General features: G+C 36.2%; 24 protein-coding genes. 4 read left to right on the plus strand and 20 right to left on the minus strand.

The features are described from left to right. The 11 genes from nadA to CQA43_RS07955 form a co-directional block, all read right to left on the minus strand. Window positions 1-1,005 (minus strand): quinolinate synthase NadA, encoded by a 1,005-nt coding sequence (gene nadA, locus CQA43_RS07905; RefSeq protein WP_407918779.1) that lies wholly within the window; start codon window positions 1,003-1,005, stop codon window positions 1-3. Next, a complete protein-coding gene (locus tag CQA43_RS07910; RefSeq protein WP_115552055.1) occupies window positions 1,002-1,808 on the minus strand; it encodes a phosphatidylserine decarboxylase in 807 nt (268 codons plus the stop codon). The genes nadA and CQA43_RS07910 overlap by 4 nt, the downstream gene beginning before the upstream one ends. 2 nt (window positions 1,809-1,810) lie before the next feature. Continuing rightward, window positions 1,811-2,524, minus strand: coding sequence for an arginyltransferase (locus tag CQA43_RS07915; protein ID WP_115552056.1), 714 nt, complete (start codon window positions 2,522-2,524; stop codon window positions 1,811-1,813). 4 nt (window positions 2,525-2,528) lie between these two features. Beyond that, window positions 2,529-3,785, minus strand: a complete 1,257-nt coding sequence (locus CQA43_RS07920; protein ID WP_115552057.1) for a murein transglycosylase domain-containing protein — start codon at window positions 3,783-3,785, stop codon at window positions 2,529-2,531. Further along, window positions 3,785-4,552, minus strand: a complete 768-nt coding sequence (locus CQA43_RS07925; protein ID WP_115552058.1) for a murein transglycosylase domain-containing protein — start codon at window positions 4,550-4,552, stop codon at window positions 3,785-3,787. The genes CQA43_RS07920 and CQA43_RS07925 overlap by 1 nt, the downstream gene beginning before the upstream one ends. Then, window positions 4,549-5,139 (minus strand): DJ-1 family glyoxalase III, encoded by a 591-nt coding sequence (locus CQA43_RS07930; RefSeq protein ID WP_115552059.1) that lies wholly within the window; start codon window positions 5,137-5,139, stop codon window positions 4,549-4,551. The genes CQA43_RS07925 and CQA43_RS07930 overlap by 4 nt, the downstream gene beginning before the upstream one ends. A 10-nt stretch (window positions 5,140-5,149) precedes the next feature. Then, window positions 5,150-5,713, minus strand: coding sequence for an elongation factor P (efp, locus tag CQA43_RS07935; RefSeq protein WP_115552060.1), 564 nt, complete (start codon window positions 5,711-5,713; stop codon window positions 5,150-5,152). Between the two features lie 13 nt (window positions 5,714-5,726). After that, complete coding sequence (locus CQA43_RS07940) at window positions 5,727-6,650, minus strand: class II fructose-bisphosphate aldolase (protein ID WP_115552061.1); 924 nt, start codon at window positions 6,648-6,650, stop codon at window positions 5,727-5,729. Window positions 6,651-6,659: 9 nt separating this feature from the next. After that, window positions 6,660-7,475, minus strand: coding sequence for a peptidyl-prolyl cis-trans isomerase (locus CQA43_RS07945; RefSeq protein WP_115552062.1), 816 nt, complete (start codon window positions 7,473-7,475; stop codon window positions 6,660-6,662). Window positions 7,476-7,620: 145 nt separating this feature from the next. Next, window positions 7,621-8,181 carry a hypothetical protein gene (locus CQA43_RS07950; RefSeq protein ID WP_245944283.1) on the minus strand — a complete coding sequence of 187 codons (561 nt, stop codon included), beginning with the start codon at window positions 8,179-8,181 and terminating at the stop codon, window positions 7,621-7,623. Window positions 8,182-8,190: 9 nt separating this feature from the next. After that, the gene (locus tag CQA43_RS07955) at window positions 8,191-10,287 is read right to left on the minus strand and encodes a TonB-dependent receptor domain-containing protein (protein ID WP_115552063.1); all 2,097 of its coding nucleotides are present in this window, start codon (window positions 10,285-10,287) and stop codon (window positions 8,191-8,193) included. Between the two features lie 174 nt (window positions 10,288-10,461). Between CQA43_RS07955 and exbB the strand changes: the two genes are divergently transcribed. Genes exbB through CQA43_RS07970 form a run of 3 tightly spaced genes read left to right on the plus strand, consistent with a single transcriptional unit; the run spans window position 10,462 to window position 11,929 of the window. Next, window positions 10,462-10,896 (plus strand): TonB-system energizer ExbB, encoded by a 435-nt coding sequence (exbB, locus tag CQA43_RS07960; protein ID WP_115552064.1) that lies wholly within the window; start codon window positions 10,462-10,464, stop codon window positions 10,894-10,896. Beyond that, window positions 10,890-11,279: a TonB system transport protein ExbD gene (gene exbD / locus CQA43_RS07965; protein WP_115552065.1), complete on the plus strand. Its 390-nt coding sequence runs from the start codon at window positions 10,890-10,892 to the stop codon at window positions 11,277-11,279. The genes exbB and exbD overlap by 7 nt, the downstream gene beginning before the upstream one ends. Next, on the plus strand, window positions 11,276-11,929 hold the full coding sequence (locus CQA43_RS07970; protein ID WP_115552066.1) for an energy transducer TonB: 654 nt from the start codon (window positions 11,276-11,278) through the stop codon (window positions 11,927-11,929). The genes exbD and CQA43_RS07970 overlap by 4 nt, the downstream gene beginning before the upstream one ends. A gap of 35 nt (window positions 11,930-11,964) precedes the next feature. Here CQA43_RS07970 and CQA43_RS07975 read toward each other — a convergent pair whose 3' ends face one another. From CQA43_RS07975 to CQA43_RS08000, 6 genes are all read right to left on the minus strand, one after another. Beyond that, a complete protein-coding gene (locus CQA43_RS07975; RefSeq protein ID WP_115552067.1) occupies window positions 11,965-13,818 on the minus strand; it encodes an ammonia-forming cytochrome c nitrite reductase subunit c552 in 1,854 nt (617 codons plus the stop codon). 18 nt (window positions 13,819-13,836) lie between these two features. Then, on the minus strand, window positions 13,837-14,346 hold the full coding sequence (nrfH, locus tag CQA43_RS07980; protein WP_115552068.1) for a cytochrome c nitrite reductase small subunit: 510 nt from the start codon (window positions 14,344-14,346) through the stop codon (window positions 13,837-13,839). Window positions 14,347-14,547: 201 nt separating this feature from the next. Continuing rightward, the gene (locus CQA43_RS07985; protein ID WP_115552069.1) at window positions 14,548-15,894 is read right to left on the minus strand and encodes an anaerobic C4-dicarboxylate transporter; all 1,347 of its coding nucleotides are present in this window, start codon (window positions 15,892-15,894) and stop codon (window positions 14,548-14,550) included. A gap of 9 nt (window positions 15,895-15,903) precedes the next feature. Further along, complete coding sequence (locus CQA43_RS07990; RefSeq protein WP_115552070.1) at window positions 15,904-17,310, minus strand: aspartate ammonia-lyase; 1,407 nt, start codon at window positions 17,308-17,310, stop codon at window positions 15,904-15,906. A 130-nt stretch (window positions 17,311-17,440) separates the two neighbouring features. Beyond that, window positions 17,441-18,790 (minus strand): MATE family efflux transporter, encoded by a 1,350-nt coding sequence (locus CQA43_RS07995; RefSeq protein WP_115552071.1) that lies wholly within the window; start codon window positions 18,788-18,790, stop codon window positions 17,441-17,443. A 63-nt stretch (window positions 18,791-18,853) separates the two neighbouring features. Continuing rightward, on the minus strand, window positions 18,854-19,573 hold the full coding sequence (locus tag CQA43_RS08000; RefSeq protein WP_115552072.1) for a uroporphyrinogen-III synthase: 720 nt from the start codon (window positions 19,571-19,573) through the stop codon (window positions 18,854-18,856). A gap of 44 nt (window positions 19,574-19,617) precedes the next feature. Here CQA43_RS08000 and CQA43_RS08005 point away from each other — a divergent pair, with 44 nt between their 5' ends. Next, complete coding sequence (locus CQA43_RS08005) at window positions 19,618-19,947, plus strand: rhodanese-like domain-containing protein (protein WP_115552073.1); 330 nt, start codon at window positions 19,618-19,620, stop codon at window positions 19,945-19,947. Between the two features lie 227 nt (window positions 19,948-20,174). On the opposite strand, the gene CQA43_RS08010 is transcribed toward CQA43_RS08005, so the two are convergent. From CQA43_RS08010 to CQA43_RS08020, 3 genes are read right to left on the minus strand one after another with little or no spacing between them, the layout of a single operon-like run. Next, the gene (locus CQA43_RS08010; protein ID WP_115552074.1) at window positions 20,175-20,516 is read right to left on the minus strand and encodes a hypothetical protein; all 342 of its coding nucleotides are present in this window, start codon (window positions 20,514-20,516) and stop codon (window positions 20,175-20,177) included. A 57-nt stretch (window positions 20,517-20,573) separates the two neighbouring features. Beyond that, the gene (locus tag CQA43_RS08015) at window positions 20,574-20,765 is read right to left on the minus strand and encodes a hypothetical protein (RefSeq protein ID WP_115552075.1); all 192 of its coding nucleotides are present in this window, start codon (window positions 20,763-20,765) and stop codon (window positions 20,574-20,576) included. Window positions 20,766-20,783: 18 nt separating this feature from the next. Further along, window positions 20,784-21,122, minus strand: coding sequence for a hypothetical protein (locus CQA43_RS08020; protein WP_115552076.1), 339 nt, complete (start codon window positions 21,120-21,122; stop codon window positions 20,784-20,786). Between the last annotated feature and the right edge of the window lie 6 nt (window positions 21,123-21,128).

The following is a 21,128-nucleotide window of genomic DNA, read 5'->3' on the forward strand; positions in this document are numbered from 1 at the left end:
TTAAGATAATTGTAGCATTTTATCTAATGCTTTTTTTGCACGATTCGCAATTTCTAATTCTAACAGAATCTCATTATAAGATTCGCCTTGCTTGATTGCTTCTAAGCATTGTAAAACATCTTTTAAAGTGGTTTCATTCATCGTGGGACATTCTGGTTTTGTAGAGCTTAACACGAATGTGTTTTGTTCTTGTCCTTTTTTGGGTTTTCTTAGGCGATGGACAAGATTAAATTCTGTGCCAACTGCTACTTTTTGGGATTCTTCTAGGCTTTGCACAAATTTTATAATTTGACTTGTAGAGCCAACAAAATCCGCCATTTTAACAACCTCTGGCTGACATTCTGGATGGACAACAATCAAAATGTTTGGAAATTTCTCCCTAAAAAACTCAATATCTTGTGGCGTAAAAAGCTGATGCACAGAACAAAATCCATCATAGCAAATGATTTCTGCTTCTTTGATTTTTTCCATAGAATCCACGCCCAAAACCGCACTTTTAAGTCCATTTTGAATTGCAAGATTCTGCCCTAAACATCTATCAGGCAAAAAGAATATTTTTTTGTTTTGTTTTAGGGCAAAATCCAAAATCTTTGCTGCATTAGAACTTGTGCAAACCACACCTCCTAACTCTGCAACTTTGGCTTTTACCTCCGCATTAGAGTTAATATAAGTAACAGGAAAAATCTCTGCGATTCCATAACTTTTTAAAAGAGTGATAGACTTATCAAAATAACTACCATCTATCATTCTCGCCATAGAACAACAGGCAATTTTTGGCATAAAAACACGTTTTTGTGGGGCTAGAATCTTTACGCTCTGCCCCATAAAGCCAACTCCACAAAAAATAATTTTTGATTTTTCACTTTGACTTGCTTTGCGTGCTAGCTCCAAACTATCGCCACTTAAATCTGCAATCTCCACAATCTCATCGCGTTGGTAAAAATGTGCAACTAGCAGTGCGTCCAATTCATTTAATAATTTTCTAATCGTTTGTTTCATTTTCATTCCTTTGATTCTTTTGAATTTTTTGTTTTGTGCTTGGCAATACATTGCCCAAAATAAACTTTTTCTTTAATCCTTAAATCATATTGCCAATTTTTACTCAAAAGAACAATCGTAGAACCCATTAAAAAGCTTCCGATTTCCTCTCCTTTTTTCAGCATTATAGGCGTCTTAAATTCCAAAATTTGAGAAGTTTTAAATTGAACGACTTCTGGGGCGAAATTGATTTGAATTTTTCCTACATTTAATGCACCAATCGCAACAAAATAAAATGGCTCTCCAAACTCATCTTCACATTCCAACACAACGCGTTTATTTTGGATAAAGACATCTTTGTGTCTTAAAAGAGATTTTTCACAAACACTATGCAATCTTCCATCAATAAATTCTAAATGTTTGACTTTTAGATTCAAAGGAGCGTGGAATCTATGATAATCACTTGGAGAAAGGTAGAAATTGACAAAACAATAATCCTCTCCTAGCTTTGTCTTGACAAAATCACTCACATGATAATTTCTACCTTTGATTTGCATTGCATAATCCTCTTGACATTGACCAAACTCCATAACAATAGAATCACAAGGAGCAATCAGATGAAAGGTAGTTTGGTCAAACTTACGCATTTTAACAAGAGAACGCGTAAAAAGCGCATTAAGTGTAGGATAATTTGCCAAAGTGTCAAATTCCTCTAAATTCACTTGAAAAATTTTGATATATGTATAATGAATCCATTGCTGAATTTTTGGAGGAAATTCAAAATGCGCAAATTTTTCAAAACACCAAGAAAGAATATTTGTATAATGCAAAATTACTCCTTAACCCAAAGGGGATTTTCATTCAAATCTGGACGATTACAAAGAATCTCAAAGGGCTTAAAACGTTCTTTATAACCCATAGAATGATGATTTTGTATCCAATAGCCCGGATAAAGGTATTTGATATTATACCTTTTTGCAACTTCTATCTGTTTAAGAATGGAATAAGTGCCGATAGAAAAATGCTCAAAATCGTGGTCATAATAACAATAAACTGCTGAAATTACAGCGGGCAAAATATCCACATACGCCACGCCCACTAATTTATCTTCCACATAATAGTCAAATTCATAACCAAATTCCAAGAATCCTCTCACAAAGGTATCATAATACGCATCTAATGTGATTCCTTGATAATCCCAACCCTTTTTCTCGTGCATTTTTTGATGATATTTGTCATAAAGATTCAAATGTTCATCGCTTACTCTTGGACGAGAAACTTGCAGGGTAAGCGGAGCTTTTAATGTGCGCTTATGTGATTTAGAAAACACGAAATTCGCGCAATCTTGACGAATAGAAATGCAAGCATCACACGTTTTACAAGTTGGCACAAAAAAATAATTTCCAAATCTTCTCCAACCTCGCTCTAATAATGCGCAATAAAGATAAACTGTGCAATTTTTGATATAAAAATAACGAAAAGATGCCTCCAAGTTGGGCAGATAACTACAAGGTCTTGGGGCTTGAACAAGCTCATACACTTCCATTGGATTATTTTAGACTTAAACTTGCTATGGAATTAATTGGAGATTCCGCATTTTGCATATGACTTTGTTGTATTTGAAATTCTTTTTTAGCATTGGTAACTTTATGCAAATAATTCCTCGCTTCTTCATATTTCAAAGAGGTGCGGAGTTTGCGATAAACTTCAGCAGAAGTCATAGAATTAATTTTTTGCACCGCTTTTGTGCGGTCTTTGTCAAAAACACTTAGCACATTGCCGCTTCCTGTATTATACGCAGCAATCACACAATATTCGTGGGATAAAGAATTTTTCACTCCTTTGATATAGCGAGTAAATAAAATATTGAGATAAGTAGAGCCGTATTGAATGTTTGTCTTAGGTGTAAAGAGCATTTCCTTTGTTGGAATCCCATCTCTGTTATTTAACATCTTATAAACATCTCTCCCTGCGCTTGCTGGCACAACTTGCATTAGCCCATAAGCTGGAATATGACTTACCGCATAAGGATTGAAACTAGATTCCGTTTTGATAATTGCAAAAATCAATGCTTGCTCTAGCTTGTATTCTTTAGCAAAAAGTGCAACATATTCGCCATATTTATGCTCACTTTGAACCTCGTAATCCTCTACCATTTCAAACTGCACATAATAAACCTTTTTCTTTGTGCCATTTTCTGTAATTTCTGTAGTTTGTAATTTGTTTTCTATTAAATAATCTGCATACTGATTCGCGCGCCAAGAATAAAGCACTGCTTTGCCCTCATTGTCTTTTACCAAATCTGCCAAATAAGGCTTGCTGTTAAAAGTAATTTCCTTATCAGAGTATAAATCTACTTCCTCTGGGTCTTCTGGCGTTAGCAATGTCGTTACAATGGCTCTTTTGAGGCTTGCTTTGGGATTCTCTGTATCTAGAGTTGCTACAGAAATGATACCTTTGCTAAAATCTACTTGCGCACGGGAGAGATAGGAATCTGTATATTTTACATACACTTCTTGTGAAGCAGTAGGAGTGTTATTTTCTCCCCATTTTTTAGAAGCATTTTGCGTCAAAGTTGTAACAATTTTTTTAAAATTTGCTTGTAAATTTTTAATATCACTTTCAATCTGTTTTGGATTAAGTGCGTAATTGACGGCTTTTTTTATCACTTGCTCTTTAGAGATTCCCTCTGTTAAAATCTGTGGGTTATAGATTAAATCCCTATAACTCATTAAACAGCCACCAAACACGAAGCTAAGCAAGGCTGCAAACAATAATCCAAAAAATACACAAAGAATCCTATTCATTAAAAACTCACGACTCTTTTTTGCATTGTTTCTAATGTAGCAATATTTTGTATTACCTTATTAATATTATCGGATTGCGCATTTTTAAGTCCCCCATCAAGCGTGCCACTCGTTTGGAATTTCTTTTTGCTATTCATTACCGTATGCAAACAGCTACGCACCTCTTTGGGATACAAAGAAGTGCGGAGTTTGCGATAAACTTCAGTAGAAGTCGTAGAATTAATTTTTTGCACCACTTTTGTGCAATTCTTATCAAACACATTAAGCGCATTACCACTTCCTGCATTATACGCAGCAATCACACAATATTCGTGGGATAAGGAATTGGCAATCCCTGTAAGATAACGTGTAAAGAGTATGTTTGAGTAAGTCGTGCCATATTGGATATTCGTCTTAGGTGTAAAGAGCTTTTCTTTCGTCGGAATCCTATCTTTATTATTTAATGTTTTATAAACATCTTTTCCCACATCTGTTGGCACGATTTGCATTAGTCCATAAGCTAAAGTATAGGAATTAAAAGATTTTGTCTTAACGATTGCAAAAACCAATGCCTCCTCTAGCTGATAATCAAATCTCACATACTCACCATATTTATGCTGATTTTGTGTGCGGTAATCCACACTCATAGCAAACTGCACATAATAGACTTGTTTTTTAAATTTTTTTTCTTTGATTTCGGTAGTTTTTAGATTGTTTTCTAGCAAATAATCGGCAAAATTATTTGCTTGTTTTTTTGGCTTATCCTTAGAAAAAAAATGTTTTTTCATTCAACCCCATTTTTGTTGAATTCATAAGCTAACATTCCACTTTGCACCTCTCTTGTCTTTGCTTCTCCTACCAACTCTTTTGCCAAAGCAAAACCAAAACATAATGCAGTAGCAGGACCTCTTGAGGTAATCAGATTCCCATCTTTGACAACAGCTTGATGAGGGATATAATTTTGATTTGCAATGTTTTCCTCTATACTAGGATAACAAGTAAAATTTTGATTAGTTAAAATATCGTGCTTAAAAAGTGCCAAAGGAGCTGCACAAATCGCTCCTATTACTCTGCCTCTTTTGTGTAAATCTGCTAGTAGCGCACCAACTTCTTTGGATTTGATAAGATTTTGTGTCCCCTCCCAGCCTCCAGGAAGCACAATACTATCAAGACTGCTTGCCAAAACTTCTGTAATTTTTACATTGACACCGATTTTTAAACCGCTTTGGGATTCCGCTATCAAAGTTTTTTGCGATTCCTCATCAACTGCTGCTAAAATCACTTCGCAACCCACACGCCTTAACACATCAATCACAGAAACAGCCTCAACCTCCTCAAACCCCTTTCCAAGTGGAATCAAAACCCTTATACTCATAATCTTTTCCCTATTTAACTTTGTCTAAATACTCACCTATTTCAGTATTCACACGAATTACATCTCCTTCTAATACATGGTAAGGAACTTGCACCACCGCACCAGTTTCAAGCGTGGCAGGTTTTTTCCCTGCACTTGTCGTATCGCCTTTGAAATTTGGAGGTGTCTCTGTGATTTTTAATTCCACAGTTTGCGGCACATTCACAGTAATTGCTTTACCATTATGAAACAAAATACTAACTGCCATTCCGTCAATCATCCATTTTGCAACCTCTCCTACTTGCTCCTCACTCAAACCGATTTGCTCGTAGTTTTCGTTGTCCATAAACTGAAAATAATCGCCATCGTGATATAAAAACTGCATAGAACGTTCTTGCAAATTCGGTTCTTCGCATTTATCCCCCGCGTGGAATGTTTTTTCTAATACTCTTCCGTCTAAAAAAGATTTCATTTTCACACGCACAAATGCTGCACCCTTGCCGGGCTTTACATGCTGATATTCTGTGATTCTATAAGGAATCCCCTCTAACTCAACTTTTAAGCCTTTTTTCAAATCTCCCATTGAATAAGCCATTGTATTCCTTTATTTAAATTTTATTAGAACTTCCTAAAATGTCCATACGCTCCGCAATCACTTGCACCATAAATGCCTTTGCAGGAGCGAAAAACTTTCTTAAGTCAAATTGTGTTTTATCCTCATTTGCTACGCGTCGCACTTCAGACATAAATGCAATTCTTAGGTCTGTGTCGGTATTGATTTTGTTAATCCCGCCCTTTACCGCTTCTTGCAAAAATGCAAAAGGCACGCCCTTACTTCCTTTTAAATCCCCTCCACTTGCCAAAAATGCTTCGCTGACATTTTGTGGAATCGCACTTGCTCCGTGTAAAACTAATGGAATCTTTGTGCGTCTTTTTACTTCAATCAAGCGGTCAAAGTCTAATTTTGGCTCACCTTTAAACTTAAAAGCTCCGTGGCTTGTGCCAATGGCTGGAGCTAAAAAATCTACTTTGGATTCTTTTACAAACTCTTCTGCTTCATTGGGATTTACCAAACACGCATCTTTTGCATCTACGGAGATATTATCCTCAATCCCCATTAAGCGTCCAAGCTCTGCCTCTACACTTACACCTGCAATGTGTGCAACCTCCACAACTTTTTTGGTTTCTTTTAAATTTTCCTCAAAACAATGATGACTTGCGTCGATCATTACGGAAGTGAATCCTGCGCGGATTGCTTTCACACAAGATTCAAAACTTGTTCCGTGGTCTAAATGCAATGCTACAGGAATATGTGGATAAGTTTTAGAGAGAATCTCCACCATTCCTACTGCCATTTCAATGCCCAAATATTTAATTGCACCCTCACTTGCTTGCACAATAATGGGAGAATTTTTAAGATTCGCTGCTTCAAAAATCGCACTTAGCATTTCATAATTTACAAAGTTAAAAGCACCTACGCCATAATTTCCCTTATTTGCCTTTTCTAAAATTGTATTTCCACAAACTAACATTGGGATTCCTTATTTAAAAATCTCAACTTTTGCTTTTTTTCGTAAGGATTCGCCCTCTTTTTTGATATTTTCTTGTAATTTTTTAATCTTTAGATTCTGCTCAATTTGCCCTTTTATATCATTAAGCGACAATGTGCCAGAAGATTTTTTATCTTCTACATAAATCACATGATAACCGAATTGTGTTTTAACTGGTGTTGCAGTATAAGTGCCTTTATTAAGTTTAAAGGCTGCGTTAGCAAATTCTGGCACCATTTGATTTTTGGCAAAATATCCTAGATTCCCTCCATCTTTTGCGGAACCATTTTGCATTTTTTCTCTAATAATTTCATTAAAGCGCGCACTTGTATTCTTGCCTGCTTTTTTAAGCTCTGCAATGATTGCTTTTGCGTCATTTTCGCTAGCCACTAAAATATGGCTTGCTTTTACCATTTCAGGTTGAACAAACTTGGTTTTGTTTTGATTATAAAATTGTGTAATTTCAGAATCTGTAACTTTGATTTTTTCTATTTGTTTGCGTGTCCAAACCTCAAGAGTTAGTTCCTCTTCCATAGCCACAAGGGCATCTTTGTATTCTTTAGAGCTTTGAATTTTGTCTTTTTTGGCTTGCTCTATCAAAAGCTTACGCTCCACTGCTTGATTGATAATCTGTGTTTTTGCATCTTCTGGTAATTGCTCAAACGCCACACCGGGTAAAGAACGCATTAAAGGCGCAATATCTTTTTCAGTAATAGACTTTCCATTTACTTTTGCATAATCTTTTGCAAAACTTACACCTTGCAACAAAGCAAATGCCACCATAGAACCCATAAGAATTTTTTTCATGTTTAACCTTAATTTGAAAATTTTTGAAATTTTACCTTTAAATTTTTAATATTTAATTAATGAAACCAAAAGCCATTCAATTAATCAATCGTTTTGTTGCACTTAAATCACTTCTTAAAGACACAAACCATAAAAACAAAAATCCTTACAAGCTTAAAGCAACTGCCAAAGCTGTAACAAAAAAACCTAGAATCGTAACTATACTAGCACTCAAATAATTTCGCTTGCAAAATGCAGTCAGAAAAAGCCCTGACAAATAAAGAACAATCAGTGCCACAGAGAATCCCACAGCCAAAATATCAAAATACCACTTCCCAGCTGCTTTATGTAGCATCAAAAGCACTCCATACCAGCCTCTCTCTACACTGCGAACAATGGGATTCCCTGCCTTATCTTTTGAAAGTGTTACAGAATACTTTAAGTTTCCCATAGAATATGAGTTTCTAAAAAAACGCACGTCTGTATTTTGTGGAATCTTTAGATGATTTTTTTTAAGCGTTTCTAAAATGATTCGTTGTTCCTCTCCTTTGATAATTGGGGATTCCACCTTAACCTCTACAATCTCCGCTCCCGCATTTTGACGCACACCAAAAATATGAAAAGAACCTGTAATTGCATAAATTAAAGCCATAGGAATAAAAAACAAACTCACATACAAATGGATTTGCATCCAAGTTTTATTAGAAATCAATTTCTTTTTTATCATTTTTTATCCTTAAAATTCTGCGCGCAAAGTAAGCCAAAGATTCCTACCTGGAATCATTCTTTGATAATTATTCGTATAAGACAATCCTCTCGCACCTTGATAGGTTACATAATCCACAAAGTCTTCATCTAGTAAGTTGTTAATCACTGCTCCCAAAGTCCATTTTTTATTAAAATGATAATTTGCTCCCAAATCTACCGTATGCATATCTTTATAATACGCTCCCGGACCAATATTTGCAGTGTGTGCATTCGTCGTTGGAGTTTTTAGCTTTCCAACATAGCGCACATAAGTATCCCATTTGCTTTGTTTGTAGGAGAGTTTTGCGGAGAGATTATGTCTTGGCACATCGTTTAAATCACTCCCTTTGTCCGCCCCGCTCTTTTTTTCTGTTTCTGTTAAAGCATAGTTAAAATCCGCATAGATTCCATTAGGAATCACAGAGGTCAAAAGTGCTTTGCTTTTCAATGAAACCTCTACACCCGAAACTACTGCTTTGTCTATGTTTTCATAAATATTACACGAATCGTATCCACACACTCCATATCCGCTTGGCAACATTGTGCCATTTAAATAATTTTGCGTGCTAATTGCCTTTTTTAAGTCTGTGTAGAATCCTGTAATCGTAAAAGTTGCCAAAGGCAACTCTACGATTCCACTTAACTCATAATTCCAACTCTCCTCTGCTTCCAAATCCTTGTTTCCATATGAGGCAATATCTCCACCTGCTCTACTGCTACTCACATCATATAACCCATCATAACGTGTGGCAAGCTCTGGAAGCCTCAATCCACTAGAGATTCCAGTCTTTAAGGTAAGCCACTCTGTCGGATAAGTATTAACATAGAATCTTGGATTGAAAAACTCTTTGTAAAAATCATCATAATTCACCCGCAATCCCGCAGTGGTAGAAACATACTCATTAAAGAAATATTCCCCCTCACCAAATAGCGCAAACTGATTGGAATCCTTATCAAACTTCGTATCACGATTAAAAAGTCTTTCGTATTTATAATAAGGTCCCGCAGTTAAAATCAAAGCACCTTTATCACCAAAATCATAATCCTTTTTCAAAGAAGAGCTTAAAATAATATTAGAATCATCAACCAGTCTTGTTCTATCTGGAGTGCCTGCACTTGCTCCTAAATTCACATCTTTATGTGGAATTTTTTGTGTGTTGAGATATTGGATATAGTTATTAATAGAACCCCAATCGTAGCTTCCATCGTGGTTTAAAATCGCATTATAGCGATGATATTCCCTCACGGCTGTAACTTGTGCGGAAGAAGTATTTAAGCTACCCATTCGTTGAAATCCGTAATCAAAATCCGCATAAAAACTATTTTGTGCATCTAAAAGATAGTTTAAGCGCCCACCGCCTGAAATATTACGATAACCTGTTGGGGAATGGCTTGTGTAAGGATTCGTGCTAGTGGGTAAATACCCGGGAATATCTTTTTGATAGAAATAATTTCCTTCGCCATAATACACTTTACCTCTAAGGTTTGCAGAAAATTGTTCATTGATAGGCACAAAAAGATTACCATTAACTCCATAGGTATTCCCCCAAGTATCGTGATGCTCTTGCAATCTTGTTTCAAGCGCAATCGTTCCACTTAACTCACTTGGATTCTTTTTGGTGATAATATTAATCACCCCACCCATTGCATCGCTTCCATAGATAAGAGATGAAGGACCGCGAATCACCTCTACGCGTTCAATCATACTTGCAGGCGGAATAAATCCACTTGTAGAATCAAAACCATTACCATCAAAACCCGCGTCCATATTCACGCGTTTGCCATCTATCAAAATCAAAGTATATTTAGACGACATACCGCGCATTTGGATTGTTGTACCCCCTGTTTTGCTGATTGTCGTAGAAACACCCGGAACCTCCTGCACAATGTCTCCCAAATCCCTAATAGGACGATTTATAATCTCTTCTGCAGGAATCACAGAAATGCTCGCAGGAGCTTCTTTAATATCTTGTTCAAATCCAGAGGCACTCACGACAGAATCCCCTAAAACAAACTGCTCTGTCTTTGAAAATAAACTTCCTTGGCTGATTAATATTCCAGCTGAAATTAAAAAAATTTTACGCATTTCCTTATTATTCTCCTTATTTGAAAATTGAATTAAAAATTATAATAATCATTACTAAAATTAAAATAAATTTTGCTTTTTTATTGCATTAATAACTAATAATAATCATTTTTATTATTTTATAAGCTTTAAAGTTTCATAATTTTGAAAATTACTTTTATGAAAGGAAAATTTATGGAAATTCTTAAATCCTATGTGGATATTCTCATCTTTACAATTCTTGGATTAATGGCATTTATAGCTCTTTGGTGCGTGATTGAGAGGCTATTGTTTTTTAGAAAACTTGAGCTAAAAAACTTCAACACTCAAGAAAACTTTGAAGCAGCCATTACAGAAAATCTAACAACATTGCATATTATTTATTCTAATGCTCCTTATGTTGGACTGCTTGGCACGGTGATTGGCATTATGATTACCTTTTACGATATGGGGCTTAGTGGAAATATTGATGTCAAATCCATTGTAATGGGGCTTTCTTTGGCATTAAAAGCCACTGCACTTGGGCTACTTGTTGCGATTCCATCTCTTATTAGCTACAACGCACTTTTTAGAAAAGTCAGCCTCTTAAACAATGATTATAAAGCAAATACAAAGAATCCACGATGTTAAAAATTCAACATTCAGAGGGACTAAATATTGTTCCTTTTATTGATGTCATTTTAGTTTTACTTGCAATGGTGTTGAGCATTTCTACCTTTATTGCGCACGGAGAGATAAAAATAGAATTGCCTAAATCTGATTCAAGTATGCAATCTTCTAATGATTCCAACAAAATCCAAATCCTTATTAACGCACAAGATGTTTATTACTTGGAAGACAAAGAAACCACACTTGAGGAGATTCAAAAAAGAATTAATACTTTGGATAAACAAACAATTGTGGAACTCAAAAGTGATAAAAATGCAACTTTTAATAGTTTTGTGCAAATCATTGATATTTTAAGAACAAATCATCACGAGAATTTTCAAATCATTACCGAGAAAAACCAATGAATGCACTTTCAACTCACAAAGCCCAAGCTTTTTATTTAACAACTCTTTGTTTTCTACCTTTAGTCATAGGATTTTTTAACTACTTCCTAATTTTTAAAATTAATCCTAAAAATCAAGAAAATTTTACGCTTAGTATGCAACAATTTATTGCACAATCCTATATTGCTCACCCTCAACAATCCGCACAACAACCATATATGGAAAACAAGAAACCGATTCCAAAAAAACACAAAATACATAAAAAACACAAACACATAAGAGACAAATCATTTTCTCAAAACCAAACAACCACTCAACCTCAAAACAACACAAACCCCGTATCTCCTTCAAATACAAGCGGAACAGAAACGCAATTTTTCTCCTATGGCAAAGACAATAATCCTTTTTTAAAAGCTGTAAAATTAGCGATTGATAGTGCCACCACTTATCCAAGACAAGCAAGAAAAATACGCATACAAGGAAAGGTTTTGGTGGAATTCCTATGGACCCAACAAAAACAATTAAAGGATTTAAAAATTATTAAAAGTTCAGGATATGAGATTTTGGATAAAAATACGCTCCAAACCATACAAAGAGCTTCGGTTGATTTTCCAGTTTATACAAATAATGTGCGCTTGCAGATTCCTATTATTTATCAGTTAAAAGATTAAATTCCCAAATGCCTTAAAGCATTTGGGAATAAGCATTAATACGCAGAAGTTTTAGAATCAATTACCTTATAGTTATAAGGTTTGTTATTTTTATCCAATTCCATTAATTCTTTTGGAGCTGGACCATTGATTTCTTCGTGTTTATAATAACGTTCTCCTGCTTTATGTCCATTCAAATCCACTTTATAAATAATCTCACCCGGATTATACTTTTGAATCTCCTCGAAACCTAAATTAGAGGTTTTAAAATCTTTGATTCCATTTGCATTTGCGATTTCAACAAGTTTTGTTTGCCCCATTCTAGCCATTTCAACTGCTTGAAGTAACATTCTACTTGCCTCTCTTGGATTGTGGAATCCTGTGGAGTTTTCCGCACCCACGAAGTCGCCTCTCATTTGTCCTTTGCGATGAAGCTCTAATGGCTCTTTTAAAGCCGCAGAAATCTTTTTATCATCTACTTTGCCATCCGTTTGAAAAGCAGGCAATGCACCAAGTTTCTCACGCATAACTTTAATGTCTTCAATTAAACTAACCGTTGCATATTCTGCACTTCTTAAATCAAATGCAATGGATTTTTGAATATCAAAAATTTGCGCTTTTAAATACTCTTCGCTTTGTGTATGGCAAGTTTTGCACGCAGCGTTAATATCTTGCAATGGAGAGGTGATATTGTGTTCTGTCATTTTCTTCGCTCCTTTGCGCTTATAGGGCATATGACAATCCGCACAACTTACGCCATTTGCTGCATGGACACCACCGCTAAAAAGCTCTGTCTCTGGGTGTTGGATTTTTAACATCGGGGCTTTAGTGATTTTATGTTGCCAATCTTGGGCAAAAATATCACGCACTTTTTCATAATGCTCATCAAACATTTCAATTCTAAAAGGCTCATTTTTCTTCCAAGCACTCCAAGGAAATACCAATTCTAAGCCTGCAACTTCAATTTCAGTGGGCTCGTTGCCATTTCTCCAAGAATCAAACTCATCATAAGTTTTTTGTGTGCCATTCCACCACTTTTGTGTAGAATCATTCGCAATAGATTCTCCCATCACCTTAACTTTTGTGCCTGTTGGTTTAAAGTAATATTCTACGTGGCATTGTGAGCAAACGAGTGTGCGCATTTCATCGCGACTTGCTTTGATTCCTGTTACAGGGTCTTTTTCATAACCACGACTTACAAGTGCATTAATTGCAGCCTGACGCGTTAAACGCAACTGCATATCATTTGGATTATGACAATCCGCACAAGTTACCCCCATTCTTTTACCGCCATGCGGTCCGCTATGTGCTTCAGAGTTTGGCTCAATTCCATTGACTGCTGGGACATTTTTAATCATCGTCCAATATTTCGTAGAGTTAAAAGAAATCCATTTTTCCTCTGGGGTATTTCCGATTCCAACATTTTTAAGTAACCAAGGGCTCCAACCACTATGACAATTCATGCAAGCCGTAGGTTGTCCGCCAAATCCTGCAAAGCCATGTGCATTTAGAAAATCTTTATTATTTCTTGCTGTATCCATTTGATCTACTTGAATCCAAAAATGCCCTCTCTCCTCATTTGCGTCAATGCTAAAAGGATAGCCCGCCCAAAGAATCGTAAGCTGTGGATAACGAATCAATTTAGAATACGCCAAATTCCCACCAAATTCTGTTGAAATAGGAGCTTGCTTTTCTACCGTCAAATACATATCCAAATAATCCGGAAAATTCTTGCCCCAATAGTCAAAAGTTGGATTTTCATCACTCATCTCTACAAAGCCCTTAGAGCTTAGCCCACCTGTGCTTTCTGCTTGTTTCTTGCTAATATCAGAGTTTAGCCAAAGCATTCCAGAAATCACAATTAAAACAATCACCACCAAAATTGGCATTAAAGGCGATTTTTTTTGCATTTTAACCTCCTAAATAATTTAAAAACCTCGTTTATGTCCTACGCCTGTATGGCAAGAAACACAACTAAGAGACTCATTCCCGTGTGGATTAGTCGTAGGATTCACGACATTACTCACCATTTCGCTATGGCAACGCACGCAATTATCTTGAATCATTCCTTTAGATTTTTGTGTTGCACTCAAATTTGTTGGCAACACATCTAGTTTAAAGGTAAATGCATACGCGTGCCCTATTCCACTTTCCGCTTTTGCAATCCACTTCTCTACAAAACTATGCGGTAAATGGCAATCATTACAAGTTGCACGTGGTTTTCCAGCAATCTTTTTTGAATGCGAGCTTTTCAACCAATCATTATAAACATCATTCATAATATGGCAATTATTACAAGCTTCACTTTCATTGCTGAAATATGACATACCTTTTGCATTATAGAAAGTATATAGCCCTATAATACAAGCAAATAGACACAAAACCCCTAACAACAAAGCGACAAATGAGAGCGGTTTTTTAGGTTCTTTACCGTTCAATAGACGCTCCTTTTAGTATTTTTTGAATCCAAAATCATTCAAAGATTCTAAATTCAAGGACATTATTTTAATTTTATTTTCTACAAAACTCCTTGACTTAAATCAAAAAGTAAATAGTTGGTAAATAGAATTGTAAAAGAGAAGTAGAATGAAAGTGAAAAGCTTAAAAAACCCTCAAGGGAAACTTGAGAGTTTTAGAATTTATACAAAAGCAACTGCAACGAATCCTAAGATAACGCTAAAGGCAATCGCTAAAACGCCGGGAATCAAGAATGCGTGGTTAAAGATATAATGCCCGATTCTTGTTGAACCTGTATCGTCCATTTGCACCGCACCAAGTAATGTAGGATAAGTTGGCAATACAAACAAAGCAGAAACCGCAGCAAAAGAAGCAACAATCATATAAGAATCGCCCGGATTTGCAACACTAATACCTAGAGCTGTAATCACCACAGGTGTAATTGCTTTTGCAGTGGCTGCTTGAGAATACAACAAGGTAGCCGCAAAGAAATAAGCAACTGCCAATAAAGCTGGAATCTGTTTAACCAAATCGCTAGACAATTCACCAATTTGTGTTTTATAACCATCTACAAATGTATTTCCAAGCCAAGCAACACCAAGCACGCACACACACGCAATCATACCAGATTTAAATACGCTCGAATCTGCAATTTTACCTACTTCAATTTTGCAAAGAATGGTGATAAAAGTCGCTACCCCGAGCATAAAACTCATAATCGCTGCATCTCTAGGCACGACAACATTTTCAATAAAGACAGGTTTGCCACCAATTTTTGAAATTGCAGTCGCATACAAAACAACAGCCAAAACGCCAATAAGGAAAATCCCAACAGAAAGTTTTGCACCTTCTTTAAGTTGCATATTTTGCGCACCTACTGCTGGTTTTACTAAACCTTTTGCTAATCTATCTTGATATACAGGGTCTGAACTCAAGTCAAGATTTGAGAACATTGTAACCACAAACGCTGTTAGCATACAACCAATAAATGTAGTTGGAATCCAAATAGCCAAAAGAAGTGGATAACTCCAACCAAGTGGCTCTAGCGCACCGGTCATATATACAACTGCCGCACTTACAGGGCTTGCAGTAATTGCGATTTGACTTGCAACTACCGCAATAGAAAGCGGTGCAGAAGGTTTAATATTTTGCTCTTTTGCTACTTCCACGATAACAGGAATCATAGAAAATGCAGTGTGCCCAGTCCCCGCCAAAATTGTCAAGAAGTAAGTAACGGTTGGAGCAAGATAGTTGATATATTTTGGATTGGAACGCAAGATTCTCTCTGCAATTTGCACTAAATAATCTAAGCCTCCTGCAAGCTGCATTGCAGAAATTGCTGCAATAACAGACATAATAATCAAGATAACATCCCATGGAATCGCACCAGGCTTCATACCAAGGCAAAGCCCTAAAATCACAACACCTAAACCACCGGCATAACCGATTCCAATCCCTCCAAGTCTAATCCCTACAAAAATCGCGCCAAGCAGCACAATCACTTGCAGAATAAGCATTAACATTTCCATTCTTTTTCCTTATTTTTTTGATTTCATTTGTGGATTTAGCATATTTTTTGGGTCTAAGATTTTATCAATCTCTTCTTTTGGTAAATATCCTCTCTCCAAGCAAATATCCGCTACTGATTTGCCTGTCTGCAACGCTTCTTTTGCCATACTAGCGGATTTTTCATAGCCCAACACAGGGTTAAACGCTGTTACGATTCCAATAGAATTAAGCACTGCATTTTTGCAAGCTTCCGGATTTGCAGTCAAATCTTTGATAGCCTTTTGAGCTAAAGTTCTCATTGCATTTTCCAAAACTATTACAGAATTAAAAAGTGCGTAGGCAATACCGGGCTCAAACGCATTTAACTCAAACTCTCCTCTTTCACTACAAAGCATAATCGTTACATCATTTCCGATGACTTCATAGCAAGCCTCTCCCACAACTTCGCAAATTACAGGATTCACTTTGCCGGGCATAATAGAGCTTCCGGGCTGCATTTTTGGCAAATTCACTTCGCCAAGTCCGCATCTAGGACCGCTATTCATTAATCTTATATCGTTTGCAATTTTAGAAAGTCTCACTGCAGCAGTTTTTAGTGCGCCGCTGACATGCACGAAATCCGCAGTATCTTGTGTCGCAGCGATAAAGTCCTCTGCAGGCTTAAATTCTACTCCTGTGATTTCTTTTAGTTTTTTCTCTACGACAAATTTATAATCTGGGTGGCAGTTGATTCCTGTTCCAATCGCAGTTGCACCCATATTAAGCACCGCCATAGATTCTCTTGCTGCTTTGATTTTTGCAATATCACTTTTGATATAACTTGCAAACGCATTAAATGTATTTCCAAGTGTTGTTGGTACAGCATCTTCTAACTCTGTGCGTCCCATTTTGATAATATCTTTCCATTCTTTTGCTTTTTTCTCAAGCTCTTTTTTAAGCTCTTCCATTGCCTCAAGTAAATGTCCTAATTTCTCGTGAGTTGCAACTTTGATAGAGCTTGGATAGGTATCATTCGTGGATTGTCCCAAATTGGTATGGTCATTAGGGTGAAGATATTGATATTCTCCCTTTTTATGTCCCATACTTTCCAATGCAATGTTAGTAATGACTTCATTAACATTCATATTAGTAGATGTTCCAGCACCTCCTTGCATCATATCCACGACAAATTGGTCAATAAATTCACCATTAATCAATCTATCCGCGGCTTTTGCAATTGCATCTGCTTTTTGTGCATCAAGCACTCCTACTTCTTTGTTTGCTAATGCAGCTGCTTTTTTAATTTGTGCAAACGCCTTGACAAAAAAAGGATAGTTTTTGAGCGTTCTTCCAGTCATTTTGAAGTTTTCCACAGCTCTAAAAGTCTGCACTCCATAATACACAGAATCGTCAATTTCTAACTCACCAATGAAGTCATGTTCTTTTCTAGTTCCCATGATAACCTCTTCTGTAAAAAATTAAAATTTTAAAGATTAACCTTGAATAATCTTTAATAAATTGATATTACACTTAATATATTTGTAGTTTGATAAAATCTAATATATAAAACAAAATTTTTATAATTTTTTAATAATTTTTCAAAATACCTTGCTTGCACTCATATAAAATGATTCCAAAAGAAACAAAAGTTGCACATAAAGTTCCCAATGGATAAGAAAGAATCACACCATTAAATCCATACATTTTGGGTAGAATCATCACAAAACAAAGCGCAAAAAGTAAAGTATAGGAAAAAGTAATCACAAAGGAACTGAACGTGCGCTGAATGGATTGAAAGAAAATCGCACTCACAATATTAACACCCAACAAAATATAGCCCAAAAAATAAAATTTCATTGCATTTTGTGTATCACTCAACAAGCTTGCATCACGCATTGCAATGTCATTTGGCAAAAACCAAGCAATCAAAAAAGGAGAGAAAACAAAAGTCAAAAAATAAAGTGTGATTCCACCTCCAAAGCTAAAAACTAAACCAAAGTTAAACACTCTTCGCACGCGCTCCATTAATCCTGCACCATAGTTAAAACTTGCAATGGGTTGCACACCTTGCGCCATAGAAAGCAGAATCGTAAAAGGAATAATCCCCACATACATTAAAACACTATAAATTGCGATTCCTCTATCTCCCGCAATTTCTGCAATCGTATGGTTAAAGATTAACATCATAATGCTCACGCTAATCTCTGAACTACTTTGTGGGATTCCATTTTTAGTTGCACTTAAAAGCGCGTAAATATCAAATGTCCTGATGAGATATAAATCTCCTTTTTTGCGCAAGAAATGTTGTAGTAAAATGCACATTCCAATCCCGTGTCCAAGCAATGTGGCTAATGCACTACTTGCGATTCCAAGCTCTAATATAAATAAAAAAATATAATTCAGCACAATATTTGCCAATGAACCTACAATCATTGCAATCATCGCGAGCACTGGCTGTTTATCGTTAATTGCAAAAATATCTAACATCGGGTGCAAAATGATGATGAATGCCCCAAGATAAATGACTTCGGTATAATGCCGCACAAGTGGCAAAAGTGTCGCGCTACTACCAAGCATTAGTGCAATAGAATCGCTATAAAAATACAACACAATCCCACCAATAAGGCTTGTGCTTAATGCAAAATAAAACACACTGCTAAACACAATCCTCGCACGAAAGGCTTTCCCGCGTCCCAAAAAATAGGAAGCCATTGCCGCAGCACCCACGCTAAAGAGCAATTCAAAAGCAATAAGAATCGGAAAAATAGGCCAAGCAATTCCAATCGCTGCCAACGCATTTTCTCCAAGCTTCTTACCCACAAAGATTCCATCAATCGTGGAATAGGTAGAAAGAGCAAGCATAGCAATAAGTGAGGGCAAAAAATAACTTAAAAATAATTTTGGAATTGCTGCCGTTTTGAGGTTAAGCTTTTTCATTTTGTGAATTTCCCTGTGTTTTTGTGGATTCTATCACAACTTTGCTTTACAAAGTCGGAATCCCTAAAGCGTCCTTGCAAACTCCAACGCAGCTTCCTTGCTAACTTTGGGAGAAAGCAAAATCTCTGCTTCTGCCCCCAAAAGCTCCCTTGCACATTTTTGCGTCGTCTCCCCAATACATAATGCGATAAAACTAGAATCCCAAGCGAAATTAAGCAAAAACGCCCTAATATGCGAGGGTGCGCTGAAAAAGATTACACAATCTCTTGTCAAAGGTTCTTTTTGCGATTCTTGCAATTGGCGCGGTGAAGTTTCATAAAGAATAGATTGTTGTAGCGAGATTCCCGCGCTTGCTAAGATTTGTGGAAGCTTTGAAGCAATTTTATGCGCCCGAATAAAGAGAGGCTTTTTGCCCTGCAAATGTGGAATCAACTCTCTTGCAAACTCCTCGCCATACGCACGACTTGCGCTAAAGAAAGGCTTAAGGTTTAAGCTTTTTAAGGCTTCGTTACAGCCGCTACCTAGAGTAAAACTAGGCAGATTCCGCCACCTCTGCATTGCCTCTACTGCATTAGGCAAGGATTCTAAATTTTTCTTTAGCGCAAAAATGGCGTTTTTTGAAGTAAAAATCAAAGAATCGCACGAAAAAAATTTCTCTAAAACCGCGCAATCCAAAAGTGTTTTTATCTCTAAAAGTGGCAAAATTATAATGGATTCCTTTAATTCCTTACCAAATCTTTGCAAATCGGGAGGCATTTTTGTGATATAATAAATCGTTCTCATTTGTTAATTTTAACAAAATTTTATAAAAATTCAAGAGGCAAATAATGTATATTAAAAATCAGAGTTTAGCGATACCTGCGGATTTAGAAAAGATTGATTTAAATGAATTTATCGTGATTGATTTGCGTGGGAGGGGATATTTTCTCATTAGCCATATTCAAAACGCGATTAATGTGGAATCCCTGCAACGCATTGCCTTTATCGCACAAGAAAATGCTGATAAAAAGATTCTGCTTTATTGCCATAGCGGAGCGACTGCGGCGGACTTTGGCACACAGCTTGCACAGCAGGGATTCCATAATATTTATTATGTAGATGAGAATTACTTTAATCTCGCAAAATATGGAATTGCGGTGGAGGGCGATGCGGGATAATCCTGTCATTGCAAGATTCTATAATCGTTATTCACTCGTTATTACAAGCATTTTATAAACTTACTTGGCAATCTATAACTTTGCGCAAGTGGATTCTGCCCTTTTATCATTGAGAGAAACTCTAGGTTTTCTTGGCAATCCATAATCAAACATACCTAATGATACAATACATTATTTTACCATTGCGAATATTTTTGTAAAAATGCTCATACTTATGCAAAAGCAAATCAATAGAGGCTATGATTCAAATTGTTTAGATTTCTATTTAAATTTTGCATTTGATATAGCATTTGGTTCTGATAATTCTCTTGGTCTTGTTGCCTCCAATACTCTAAGCTTCTGTCAAAATTCTCTTGCTGCATTCTATTTTGTTCCCATATACTTCTATTTAATTCATCTAGTTGTTGTGATAACATTTGTCTTTGCTGCATTGCCATTTGTTGTCGTTGCATTTCCTCTTGTTGCTTCATTTGCTGCACTTGAAATGCAAACTGCATATCTTTATCTAAATCTGGATAATCTGGTCTTTGTAGAGTGCTTCGGACGCCTTGGGGATATTCTTCTACCACATCACCCCAATAGTTTTGGAATGTAGCCCTTGCGCCACTTATCCATATTGCTTCACATTATACCGTATTATAATTGTCATTTTCAAAAGTATAATATAAAGTTACAGGCGTATAACCTTTACTCTGTCCGCCACAAACTAAATTCGCACCTATCGGATTTGTATTATAAGTAATTCCATAATGACCACTACTGCACCCTATTGTAAAAAACGATAATATCGTTAAAAATGTAATTAAGAAAATTTTCATTGTAACTCCTAAATTTTGCTATCTTTTAGCCTTTGCTCGTTCCATTGCCAAAGCCCTTTGATAATTAATTTCATTTTGCAATAATTTTCTCTCTAACTCTTGCCTTCTTTTAACCTCATTAGCGACCATATCTTTATAAGTAACATTAGAACCTAAGATTGCTTGTTCTTGCATAGATAATCCGGGAGCTGCAAACCCATTTTCTAAAACTCGTGTAGGGTCATATTGCTTGCTTAATTCATACTCTTGATATGCTTGTCTGTCAGCTAGTTCCTTTTCAGTAGCGACATCAAAAGCATATAAACCAACCATAAGAAAGACTAATAATATAGCTTGTTTAAAAATTGATACTCTCACTTGCTC

The sequence above is a fragment of the Helicobacter ganmani genome, from assembly GCF_003364315.1.
Lineage (GTDB): Bacteria > Campylobacterota > Campylobacteria > Campylobacterales > Helicobacteraceae > Helicobacter_D > Helicobacter_D ganmani.

Excerpts from the sequence above, each read along its gene's own strand:
- nadA (WP_407918779.1), bottom strand. The coding sequence starts at position 1,005 with ATGAAAATGAAACAAACGATTAGAAAATTATTAAATGAATTGGACGCA.
- CQA43_RS07915 (WP_115552056.1), bottom strand. The coding sequence starts at position 2,524 with ATGGAAGTGTATGAGCTTGTTCAAGCCCCAAGACCTTGTAGTTATCTG.
- CQA43_RS07920 (WP_115552057.1), bottom strand. The coding sequence starts at position 3,785 with ATGAATAGGATTCTTTGTGTATTTTTTGGATTATTGTTTGCAGCCTTG.
- CQA43_RS07925 (WP_115552058.1), bottom strand. The coding sequence starts at position 4,552 with ATGAAAAAACATTTTTTTTCTAAGGATAAGCCAAAAAAACAAGCAAAT.
- CQA43_RS07930 (WP_115552059.1), bottom strand. The coding sequence starts at position 5,139 with ATGAGTATAAGGGTTTTGATTCCACTTGGAAAGGGGTTTGAGGAGGTT.
- efp (WP_115552060.1), bottom strand. The coding sequence starts at position 5,713 with ATGGCTTATTCAATGGGAGATTTGAAAAAAGGCTTAAAAGTTGAGTTA.
- CQA43_RS07940 (WP_115552061.1), bottom strand. The coding sequence starts at position 6,650 with ATGTTAGTTTGTGGAAATACAATTTTAGAAAAGGCAAATAAGGGAAAT.
- CQA43_RS07945 (WP_115552062.1), bottom strand. The coding sequence starts at position 7,475 with ATGAAAAAAATTCTTATGGGTTCTATGGTGGCATTTGCTTTGTTGCAA.
- CQA43_RS07950 (WP_245944283.1), bottom strand. The coding sequence starts at position 8,181 with ATGATAAAAAAGAAATTGATTTCTAATAAAACTTGGATGCAAATCCAT.
- CQA43_RS07955 (WP_115552063.1), bottom strand. The coding sequence starts at position 10,287 with ATGCGTAAAATTTTTTTAATTTCAGCTGGAATATTAATCAGCCAAGGA.
- exbB (WP_115552064.1), top strand. The coding sequence starts at position 10,462 with ATGGAAATTCTTAAATCCTATGTGGATATTCTCATCTTTACAATTCTT.
- exbD (WP_115552065.1), top strand. The coding sequence starts at position 10,890 with ATGTTAAAAATTCAACATTCAGAGGGACTAAATATTGTTCCTTTTATT.
- CQA43_RS07970 (WP_115552066.1), top strand. The coding sequence starts at position 11,276 with ATGAATGCACTTTCAACTCACAAAGCCCAAGCTTTTTATTTAACAACT.
- CQA43_RS07975 (WP_115552067.1), bottom strand. The coding sequence starts at position 13,818 with ATGCAAAAAAAATCGCCTTTAATGCCAATTTTGGTGGTGATTGTTTTA.
- CQA43_RS07985 (WP_115552069.1), bottom strand. The coding sequence starts at position 15,894 with ATGGAAATGTTAATGCTTATTCTGCAAGTGATTGTGCTGCTTGGCGCG.
- CQA43_RS07990 (WP_115552070.1), bottom strand. The coding sequence starts at position 17,310 with ATGGGAACTAGAAAAGAACATGACTTCATTGGTGAGTTAGAAATTGAC.
- CQA43_RS07995 (WP_115552071.1), bottom strand. The coding sequence starts at position 18,790 with ATGAAAAAGCTTAACCTCAAAACGGCAGCAATTCCAAAATTATTTTTA.
- CQA43_RS08000 (WP_115552072.1), bottom strand. The coding sequence starts at position 19,573 with ATGAGAACGATTTATTATATCACAAAAATGCCTCCCGATTTGCAAAGA.
- CQA43_RS08005 (WP_115552073.1), top strand. The coding sequence starts at position 19,618 with ATGTATATTAAAAATCAGAGTTTAGCGATACCTGCGGATTTAGAAAAG.
- CQA43_RS08015 (WP_115552075.1), bottom strand. The coding sequence starts at position 20,765 with ATGAAAATTTTCTTAATTACATTTTTAACGATATTATCGTTTTTTACA.